Source organism: Ectothiorhodospira sp. PHS-1 (genome assembly GCF_000225005.1).
In the GTDB taxonomy this organism is placed as follows: domain Bacteria; phylum Pseudomonadota; class Gammaproteobacteria; order Ectothiorhodospirales; family Ectothiorhodospiraceae; genus Ectothiorhodospira.
In genome coordinates this window covers 161,678-170,238 of the sequence record NZ_AGBG01000002.1, presented here as the reverse complement: position 1 = coordinate 170,238, position 8,561 = coordinate 161,678, and the positions used below count along the sequence as shown (strand labels likewise).

Annotated in this window: 10 protein-coding genes and 1 pseudogene; 1 reads left to right on the top strand and 10 read right to left on the bottom strand. The window is 64.4% G+C overall.

The features are described from left to right. A partial coding sequence (locus ECTPHS_RS01550) for a secretin N-terminal domain-containing protein (protein WP_040404781.1) occupies positions 1-1,170 on the bottom strand: 1,170 nt, incomplete at its 3' end. 17 nt (positions 1,171-1,187) lie between these two features. After that, on the bottom strand, positions 1,188-1,877 hold the full coding sequence (gspC, locus tag ECTPHS_RS13840; protein ID WP_246828290.1) for a type II secretion system protein GspC: 690 nt from the start codon (positions 1,875-1,877) through the stop codon (positions 1,188-1,190). A gap of 394 nt (positions 1,878-2,271) precedes the next feature. Between gspC and ECTPHS_RS01540 the strand changes: the two genes are divergently transcribed. Next, positions 2,272-2,814 (top strand): FHA domain-containing protein, encoded by a 543-nt coding sequence (locus ECTPHS_RS01540; protein ID WP_008930913.1) that lies wholly within the window; start codon positions 2,272-2,274, stop codon positions 2,812-2,814. Here ECTPHS_RS01540 and gpmI read toward each other — a convergent pair. The 8 genes and pseudogenes from gpmI to hisA form a co-directional block, all read right to left on the bottom strand. Continuing rightward, entirely contained in the window at positions 2,807-4,354 is a 1,548-nt protein-coding gene (gene gpmI / locus ECTPHS_RS01535) for a 2,3-bisphosphoglycerate-independent phosphoglycerate mutase (RefSeq protein ID WP_008930912.1), read from the bottom strand. The two genes, ECTPHS_RS01540 and gpmI, sit on opposite strands and share 8 nt — an antisense overlap. Further along, positions 4,355-5,392 (bottom strand): twin-arginine translocase subunit TatC, encoded by a 1,038-nt coding sequence (tatC, locus tag ECTPHS_RS01530; RefSeq protein ID WP_008930911.1) that lies wholly within the window; start codon positions 5,390-5,392, stop codon positions 4,355-4,357. It abuts the gene before it with no gap. 118 nt (positions 5,393-5,510) lie between these two features. Beyond that, positions 5,511-5,798 (bottom strand): annotated as a pseudogene (gene tatB, locus ECTPHS_RS01525) (Sec-independent protein translocase protein TatB); the annotation flags it as partial. 83 nt (positions 5,799-5,881) lie between these two features. Then, positions 5,882-6,151 carry a Sec-independent protein translocase subunit TatA gene (gene tatA, locus ECTPHS_RS01520; RefSeq protein WP_008930909.1) on the bottom strand — a complete coding sequence of 90 codons (270 nt, stop codon included), beginning with the start codon at positions 6,149-6,151 and terminating at the stop codon, positions 5,882-5,884. Positions 6,152-6,210: 59 nt separating this feature from the next. Beyond that, positions 6,211-6,537: a phosphoribosyl-ATP diphosphatase gene (locus ECTPHS_RS01515; protein WP_008930908.1), complete on the bottom strand. Its 327-nt coding sequence runs from the start codon at positions 6,535-6,537 to the stop codon at positions 6,211-6,213. Continuing rightward, on the bottom strand, positions 6,527-6,940 hold the full coding sequence (gene hisI, locus ECTPHS_RS01510; RefSeq protein ID WP_008930907.1) for a phosphoribosyl-AMP cyclohydrolase: 414 nt from the start codon (positions 6,938-6,940) through the stop codon (positions 6,527-6,529). Before hisI ends, ECTPHS_RS01515 begins: the two co-directional genes overlap by 11 nt. Positions 6,941-7,025: 85 nt before the next feature. After that, a complete protein-coding gene (gene hisF / locus ECTPHS_RS01505; protein WP_008930906.1) occupies positions 7,026-7,796 on the bottom strand; it encodes an imidazole glycerol phosphate synthase subunit HisF in 771 nt (256 codons plus the stop codon). 14 nt (positions 7,797-7,810) lie between these two features. Beyond that, positions 7,811-8,548, bottom strand: coding sequence for a 1-(5-phosphoribosyl)-5-[(5-phosphoribosylamino)methylideneamino]imidazole-4-carboxamide isomerase (gene hisA, locus ECTPHS_RS01500; protein WP_008930905.1), 738 nt, complete (start codon positions 8,546-8,548; stop codon positions 7,811-7,813). Positions 8,549-8,561 lie beyond the last annotated feature (13 nt).

The window sequence follows — 8,561 nt, the reverse complement described above, 5'->3', positions numbered from 1 at the left end:
GAAACCCCGGGTCAGCTGATAAAGCCCGGAACCGGAGCTGCCGAAGTTGATGATCCCGACGCCGTCGCGCTCGGAGCCGATACCCCACTGAACCCCCAGTTCCCGGGCGCGCTCGGTGGATACTTCGGCGATGATCGCCTCCACCAGGACCTGGGCGCGGCGCACGTCCAATTGCTGGATCACCGCGCGCATGTCCCGGATTACATCCGGCGGCGCGCTGATCACCACCGCATTGGTGCTCTCATGGGCTTGCACATGAATGCTGCCTCCTCGCCCGGCACCGGCGGCGCCACCGCCGGCCGCCTCCATGGAGGCGGCCAGCCCCCGAAGGACCTCGGCCACGTCCTCGGCCTTGGCGTAGCGCAGATAGATGACCCGGGTGTTGCCCCCCTCCATGGGAATGTCCAGGTGGGAAATCACCGCCCGCACGGGGATGCGACGCTTGGGATCGCCGCTCAGCAGGATGCTGTTGGTGCGCTCGTCCGCCATCACCTGCAGGCGCGAGCCGGGGCGTTGACGGCCTTCGGCCCCCTCCATGGTACTGATGATCCGCGCCACCTCCGCGGCGGCGGCATGCTGAAGCGGAATCACCTCCATGTCCTCCCGGCTTTCCTGATCGATCCGGCCGATGATGCCCACCAACCGATTGACGTTGGCGGCGGTATCGGAGATGACCAGGGTATTGGATTCCGGGGACGCGGCCAGATGACCGCTCTGGGGGATCAGGGGCCGGAGGATGGGTACCAGCTGAGCCGCGTCCACGTGGGTCACCGAGATCACCCGGGTAACGTACTCATCCCCCTGCAACGGACTGCGCTCGGAGGCGGTGGGGACTTCCGCCTGTTTGGCGATGGCGTCGGGTACCAGCTTGATCACCCCGTCGGTCTGGACGGCAGCAAAGCCATGAACCCGCAGCACCGACAGGAAGATGTCGTACAGTTCCGCGCGACTGACCGGGCGCCCCGAGACCAGGGTGACCCGACCGCGGACCCGGGGATCCACGATGAAATTGGTCTGGGTCTCCTCGGAGACGTAATTGATCAAGGCCTGGATATCCACATCCCGAAAATTGAGGGTGGCGCCGTTTTCCCCGGCCGCCGGCACGACCGGCAGCAGGCAAGTGATCGCCAGCAGGCACAGGATCAAACACTTTCGGCAACGTCCACTCATGCTAATGCGGTTCTCCATCACTGCCCGATGGGCAGGGTCAATGACATGGCGCGGCCCTGGCGCTCAAGATCCAGGATGACCTCGCTGGCCTGTGCCAACTCGGCCATCAGGGCCTGGGGATCGCTGATGGCGTTGACCGGGGTGCCGTTGATCCCGGTTACCACGTCGCCGGGGCGAAGTCCCGCCTGGCGGAACAGGGCCGGATCCCTGCGGGGGGAAACGGCAAACCCCTTCATCACCCCCTGCTCCATCACCGGCCGCACCCGGATGCTTTCCATGAACTGGGAAGGTTCCTGCAGCCAGGTATCCCGTCGCGTTGCCAGGCTGGCCGCCAGCCCTGCATCCCGCAACGGCGGTGCCGGCGCGGCGATGCCGGCCTGGGCGGGTTGAGAGGCCGGCACCACCGCCGCACTGTCCAGGGTCTCTCTGGGCAGGCGCAGCATTTCAAAGCGGCCTTCACGGGAGAGGATCACCCGATCACTGAAAATCTGTTCCAGCCGGGCACCTCCCGGCAACTCCGCGCCCACCCGGTAATGCCGCTCATTCTGGCGATCATCGGCGATCAAGGCCACGCCCAGGACGGGCTCGGCAGAGGAGGCCACCACGCCCTTCAGCGTCAGGCGCAGGCGGGTTTCCGGGGCCTCCGTGGGCACCACCGGGGCTTCGGCCATGGCTTGCGCATGTCCGAATAGTTGCAAATCGGCCACCGCGGACAGGCGGGGACCCTCGGCGGCTCGAGAGGTTGCAACGGGGGGGATGAGGGAAGATCCCGTACCACCGGCACAAGTCCCGTCTCCCGCGGCGAAAACAGGGTCCAGGTAAGCTGCGCCAGTGTCCAGGCCAACATCACCACCAGCAACAGGGCCAGCCACCTCCCCAGACGAGCCAAGGCCTCCGGAGTCGGGCCGGCGCCGTGCACGGAGATGGTCCTGAATGCGCTCAACATGACGATAACCCGATGACAAACAAGGTCAAGTGCAGCCGATCCTAGCATGGGGACTGATCCTGTCACCATGGCTGGTCCGTGACGGTGCCCCGGTTTGCCGACGGATGATTGGTTTATACTGAAGCGGTGAACATCTTGTCGCGGAGCACACGGGCATGGATCTCAGAAGAAAGGGAGAGCGACGTCGCTACGAAAGACGCCCCAACTACCCGTTTCGGGACAGCTCCGGTGAATGGGTCACCAAGAATCGGCGCCGTCTGGTGGATCGCCGCAGCGGTGACGTCACCGAGGATCGGGAACACACAACAGCCCCAGTCAGTGCCCCCAAGCCCTCAAAGTCCGCCGAACAGCCGTCCGGCGGCAGCCTGCTCCTGCATTACCGTGACGCGGTGGTCAATCTCCAGCCCACGGATGAGAGTTTCATGATGGGACGGAACCGGCAGTGCGACCTGGTCGTGCCCAAGGAATTCGTCTCCCGCCGCCATGCCCGGGTCGAATGCCGCGATGGCGGGTTCGTACTCATTGACCAGAGCCTCAACGGCACCTACCTGCAGGACAAGACCGGCAAGATCCGTTTCCTCCACCAGGATGCCGCCCCCCTCACCGGATCCGGCTATCTGAGTCTGGGCTCTCCACTGACGGAAAACGCCGACAACCTGGTGTATTTCTACTGTCGGGAAAGCGCGCTCGTCACCTGACGAAGGTATCGAGCAGCAACGACCTGCCGCTCATCTCCCGGGGCTGATCCAGCCCCATGAGCTGCAGCACAGTGGGTGCGATGGCGCTCAGGCCCGCGCCGGTCAGCAGATGCTTGACTCCGCTGTCGATGATCAGACAGGGCACCGGATACATGCTGTGCTGGGTGTGGGGTTCGCCGGTGGCGGGGTCGATCAGTTCCTCGCAGTTGCCGTGGTCGGCGGTGAGGATTACGGAATACCCCTTTTCCACGGCCACGTCCAGCACCCGCCCCACGGCGGTATCCAGGGCTTCCACCGCGCTCACCACCGCTTCATAGACCGCGGTGTGGCCCACCATGTCGCCATTGGCGAAGTTCACCAGGATGAAATCGTACTGACCGCTTTCCAGGGCCTGGATGGTGGCGTCGGCCACCTCGGGGGCACTCATCTCCGGCTTGAGATCGTAGGTGGCCACCTTGGGCGAAGGGATCATGACATGTTCTTCACCTTCAGCGGGGGCCTCCACGCCACCATTGAAGAAGAACGTGACATGGGCGTATTTCTCCGTCTCGGCGCAATGAAACTGCTTCAGGCCCGCCTCGCTCAGGACCCGTGACAGGGTCACCCGGGGACGCTCGGGCGCAAAGGCCACCGGCAGTTCATAGCGGGCATCATAGAGGGTCAGGCAGGTCACGGCGGCCGGGGTGAAATCGCCCCGATCGAAGTGGGCGAAATCCGGTCCGGTCAGGGCTTCCGTGAGCTGCCGGGGACGGTCATTGCGGAAGTTGAAGAACAGCACCGGGTCGCCGCCGCGAATCAGACCACTCTTGTCGATGACCCGGGGCTTGATGAATTCATCGGTTTCGCCCGCCTCGTGGGCGGCGGACAGGGCCGCGGCCGCACTGGAGGCCCGCGCACCCTTGCCGTGCACCATGGCATCAAAGGCCAGCTGGGTACGGTCCCAGCGCTTGTCGCGGTCCATGGCGTAATACCGGCCCGTCACGGTGGCGATCTGACCACCGCAGGATTTCAAGGCCTTTTCCAGCGCGGGAACATAACCGGGAGATGACTTGGGCGCGGTATCGCGGCCATCGGTGATCATGTGGATCGCCGGCCGGGCACGATGGCGGGCGCACAGATCGATCAGGGCGTGCAGGTGACGAAGGTGGCTATGCACCCCGCCGTCGGACACCAGCCCCACCAGATGCAGGGGACGGCCGGCAGCGGCGGCGGCCTTTGCGGCTGCCGTCAGGGCCTCATTGTCCATGAAACTGCCGTCCTCGATGGCATCATCGATGCGCACCAGGTCCTGCCGGATGACGGCGCCGCAACCCAGGGTCAGGTGCCCCACCTCGGAATTGCCCATCTGACCGTCCGGCAACCCCACAGCCCGGCCCGACGCCTCCAGCAAGGTATGGGGGTGGTTGGCGAAATACTGATCCAGCCGGGGCGTGGCGGCATCGTGATAGGCGTTGTTGAGCTTGCCCGGATTGACCCCCACCCCGTCCATGATGACCAGCAACGTGGGACGACGGGGGGTGTTAAGGGAAGGCTGCGTCATTCAGTTGTCCTGTTTTGGCTTGGGATTATCCGAACCACCCCGTAGCCGACGCTCCTCCGCCTCGGCCTGATCCAGGGCTTCATCCATCTCAGACGCCGAAAGTGGCTGATCGGTTTCATTTCCGCGACCTTGGCGGGCACGGGCGGCGGCGGTGGCGGCCTTGGCGCGGGCCTTGGCGGCGGCCGCCGCGGCCCTGGCCGACAGGTCAGATGCCTCTTGCGCGGCGGCGGGGCGACCCGGCGGATCATCGGCGGGCGGAGGGTCTTCCCCTTCCGCTGCCTCCCGGGCTGCCTTCTTCTTGACCAGAATCTTCGACAACACGATCCCGATCTCGAACAGCAACCACATGGGCAACGCCAGCAGGGTCTGGGAAATGATGTCCGGCGGGGTGAGGATCATGCCGACCACGAACACGCCGACGATGACATAGGGTCGCTTGGCCGCCAGCTGCTGAGGCGTGGTCAGCCCCATGGCCACCAGCAGGATGGTGGCGATGGGCACTTCGAAGGCGATGCCAAAAGCCAAAAACAGCAGGATGACAAAATCCAGGTAGCGGGAAATGTCCGTCATCACCGCGACCCCTTCCGGGGCCGAGGCGGTGAAGAAGGCGAAGATCAGCGGGAAAACCACGAAATAGGCAAAAGCCATCCCCAGATAGAACAGGATGGTGCTGGAGATGAGCATCGGCACCGCCAAGCGCTTCTCGTGCCGGTACAGCCCCGGGGCGATGAACGCCCAGGCCTGATACAGCAGGAAAGGCACCGAGATCACGATCGCCAGCATCAATACCAGCTTGAAGGGGATCAGGAACGGCGCCGCCACCTCGATGGCGATCATGCTGCTGCCTTCCGGCAGGTGCACCATCAGCGGCCCGGCCAGGAAGGTATAGATGGGATTGGCGAAGGGGAACAGCACCAGGAAGACCAGCAGGATCGCCAGCACGCTGCGCAGCAGCCGGGTACGCAGTTCCACCAGATGGGACAGCAGGGTCCCCTCGGCCTCGTTCCCGGCCTGGGGGGACTCGGAATTATGATTCATGGTCTGATTTCCGGGTCTGATCGGACTCGGGGGGCGTCGACGAGGCGGGAGGTTTACCGGCCCCGGCATCACCAGACGCCGCCGGAGCGTTGCCTTCCTTGACCTCATCCTCCACGGACCTGACCCGATCCCGGGTCTTGTCCACCGACCGACGCAGATCCTGCTCCGTATCCTGCATCATGGTCTTGAGGCGGCCGATCTCCCGTTCCTGGTCCTCAAGCATCTTCTTGAGTTCTTCGGTCCGTAGTTCCTGCTCGATATCGGAACGCACGCTGCTGACAAAGCGGCGAACCTTGCCGACCCAGCGACCGATTTCACGGGCCAGCTTGGGCAGACGTTCCGGCCCCACGACCAGAAGCGCCACCAGACCGATGACGATGAGTTCCCAGAATCCGAAATCGAACATGCGTCCGTATCAACCGCCGCGGTTATGAGGATGGGTCGGGCGGGGCCTGACGGCCGCCGCCCGGCATGAAGACCTGTCGGGAATCAGGAGTGACGCTCGCCTTCCCGGGTCTTGTTCTCGGTGGTGGCCTCGGCATCGAATACGCGACCGGGCTTGTCTTCCAGGGGCTTGTGCTGCGTATCTTCATTACCCTTGTCGGCCTCGGCTTCGCCTTCACGGACCGATTGCCGGAAATTCTTGATGGCGCTGCCCAGATCGCCGCCCATGTTGCGCAGCTTCTTGGTCCCGAACAGCAGGACCACGATGACCAGGATGATGAGCAATTGCCAGATGCTGATGCCGCCAAAACCCATGAGATGCCTCCAGATGTGTCAGTAATGTATCCGCTGTGATCCGTATCGTGAGCGGCGGACTAGCGGGCGCCGCGCGCCGCCTTCTCCTCCAACCCCGACAGACCGAAACGCCGTTCCAGTTCCGCCAGCACCTGGCCCGGACCCAGCCCCTGCTGCGCCAGCATCACCAGGGTGTGGAACCACAGATCGGCGGTCTCATGGATCAGCTGCTCGGGATCGCCGTTCTTGGCGGCCACCACCGTCTCGGTGGCTTCCTCGCCCACCTTCTTGAGGATGCTGTCCAGACCCTTGGCATACAGACTCGCCACATAGGAACTGGAGGCATCCGCGCCCTTGCGGGACTCCAGCACCCGAGCCAGCTGTTCGAGGATGCGATCATCGGCCATGGGAAGGAACCTCCTCACCGTAGATGGCCGCCGGATCCTTGAGCACCGGATCGACGTCCACCCATTCACCGTCCCGATACTGATGATAGAAACAATGGCGCCGCCCGGTATGGCAGGCGATGCCGCCCTTCTGCTCCACCTTCAGCAGAATCACGTCGCGATCGCAGTCCAACCGCAGGTCATGCACCACCTGCACATGCCCCGAGCTTTCCCCCTTGTGCCACAGCCGGGCCCGGGAGCGCGACCAGTAAACCGCCTCGCCGGTTTCCAGGGTGCGGGCCAGGGCCTCGCGGTTCATCCAGGCGACCATCAGCACGCAGCCATCGGCATGGTCCTGGGCGATGACGGGGACAAGACCGTCGGCATTCCATCGAATCATGTCCAGGGGAGTTTTCAGGGTCATGCACCAAGTCTGGGGGTATAGGTATCGGGCATGTACTTTAAACCGTTGGAGGGGGAATTTACCAGAAACCGGGCACCCCCTCCCCTTACAGCCGAACCTCGACACCCCGTTCGGCCATGTATTGCTTGGCCTCGCCCACGGTGTGCTCGCCGAAATGAAAGATGCTGGCGGCCAGCACCGCGTCCGCGTGCCCCTCGGTGACCCCCTCCACCAGATGCTGAAGATGCCCCACGCCGCCGGAGGCGATCACCGGTACCGTCACCGCGTCGGCGATGGCCCGGGTGAGCGGCAGGTCGAAGCCCTGACGAGTGCCGTCCCGGTCCATGCTGGTGAGCAGGATCTCGCCCGCTCCGTTGTCCACCATGCGCCGGGCCCAATCGATGGCATCCAGCCCGGTGGGCTTGCGACCGCCGTGGGTGAAGATCTCCCAGCGCAGGGGCTCCCCCGGCGCGGACACCTGCTTGGCGTCGATGGCCACGACGATGCACTGGGAACCGACCCGGTCCGCCGCCTCGCGCACGAAATCCGGGTTGAAGACTGCGGCGGTATTGATGGACACCTTGTCCGCCCCCGCATTGAGCAGGCGCCGGATGTCCTCGACCCGGCGAATGCCGCCCCCCACCGTCAGGGGGATGAACACTTGTTCGGCCACCTGCTCCACCACGTGCACGATGGTTTCGCGCTCATCGGAACTGGCGGTGATGTCCAGGAAGGTGAGCTCATCGGCCCCTTCGGCATCATAGCGCCGGGCGATCTCCACCGGATCACCGGCATCCCGGATCTCGACGAAGTTGACGCCCTTGACCACGCGGCCACGGTCCACGTCCAGACAGGGGATGATTCTCTTGGCAAGCATGGTCGACCCTGGGCTCAGGCGGCGTTCTGGTCTGCCAGGGCCTGGGCCTCGGCAAGACTGAGGGTACCTTCGTAAAGGGCGCGCCCGACGATGACGCCGGTGACTCCCTCGTCTTCCACCGCGCACAGACGGCGGATATCCTCGATATTGGTGACGCCGCCGGAGGCGAATACCGGGATGTTCACCGAACGGGCCAGGCTCACGGTGGAGTCCACGTTCACCCCCTGCATCATGCCGTCGCGGGAGATGTCGGTGAAGATGATGCCGGCCACGCCGTCCTGCTCGAAGTGCCTGGCCATGTCTTCCACGTCGTGATGGGACAGCTTGGACCAGCCGTCGATGGCCACCTTGCCGTTCTTGGCATCCAGCCCGACGATGATGCGTGCGGGAAACTCCAGGCACAGGTCATTGACGAAGTGGGGAGCGCTGACGGCCTTGGTGCCGATGATCACCCACTGTACGCCCGCATCCAGATAGGCCTGCACCGTGTCGTCGTCACGGATGCCGCCACCCACCTGCACCGGCAGGTCGGGGAAGCGCGACACGATCTCGCCGATGATGTCCGCGTTGCGGGGACGGCCGGCGATGGCGCCGTCCAGATCCACCAGATGCAGCCTTCTTGCACCTTCGTCCACCCAGCGCGCCGCCATCTCCACCGGGCTTTCGGAAAATATCGTCGAGTCATCCATGCGCCCCTGGCGCAGCCGCACACACTTGCCGTCCTTGAGGTCGATGGCCGGGATCACCAGCATGATCTAATTCCCC